General features: G+C 42.9%; 1 protein-coding gene. It reads right to left on the minus strand.

Annotated elements, in window-relative coordinates; genetic code table 11:
- Positions 1 to 465: 465 nt before the first annotated feature.
- Positions 466 to 792 (minus strand): hypothetical protein, encoded by a 327-nt coding sequence (locus GVO63_RS19270; RefSeq protein ID WP_159582056.1) that lies wholly within the window; start codon positions 790 to 792, stop codon positions 466 to 468.
- Positions 793 to 818: the final 26 nt, after the last annotated feature.

Here is an 818-nt window from a genome sequence, read left to right on the forward strand (position 1 = left end):
GCCCCACGTGTATGCGTCCCAGCGAACGCAGTGAGTGAGTTTATTGGGTTGTTATGTGCTTTCACCTTAGTTGAGCTCCACACTCTCCGCACTTTTTAGCAAACAGCTGCACCCCAGGATTTCCTAAAGCACGTGGTATCGAGTTGCATTTAGGGCATCGATACCATGTAAAAGTAGCAAACATAAAACCTAGCACCATGATGACGAAAGGAAAACCGGGATTTATGTATATGGACGAAAAAGAATTAATAACGACTACAACGGCAAAGGGTAGCGCGAAAATAAGCAAACCCCATAAGAACTTTTTCTCTCTTGCTGCGAATTCAGTTTTAATTTTTAAATCTGGCATAGTCTAGCGGCACATAACACTAAGCTAAGGGGCAAAAGCACAGTGCGATAATGGCGGAGCCGCACTGTGTTTTTGTCCCAGCAGCCCGCGCAGCGGGATGCGACTTGAGCGTTTTGTTATAAACCGTTGTCTAAGCATTGGACTTTGCTGATTATTTTAGGGGCATCACCAGATGCATATTGACTGGCAGAAAAATAAGTTCCCATCGAGCTTGATATAATTTCAGCATTTCCGTTGCATTCAGTTTTAGCTTTTTTTAACACTGCTCTTTCTAAGGCCGCTTGGTCGTGATCCCAACCTCCCATAACTTCAATCTGGTATTGATTATTGTCTAAAGCTTGAACTTGAGAATACTGAATCATAGAGCCTTCATGCCACGTCATTGAGGCGCAGGCGGTTAGAGCGAGAGTACCAACGGCTATTGTTATCCATTTTATATTCATCTAATTTTTCCTTTTAGGTTTATAAC

Origin of the sequence: Alteromonas sp. KUL106, assembly GCF_009811415.1 — a bacterium.
Taxonomy (GTDB): Bacteria; Pseudomonadota; Gammaproteobacteria; order Enterobacterales; family Alteromonadaceae; genus Alteromonas.

What these genes read in the sequence shown, in the direction of transcription:
- GVO63_RS19270 (WP_159582056.1), bottom strand. Translation starts at nt 792, where the DNA reads ATGAATATAAAATGGATAACAATAGCCGTTGGTACTCTCGCTCTAACC.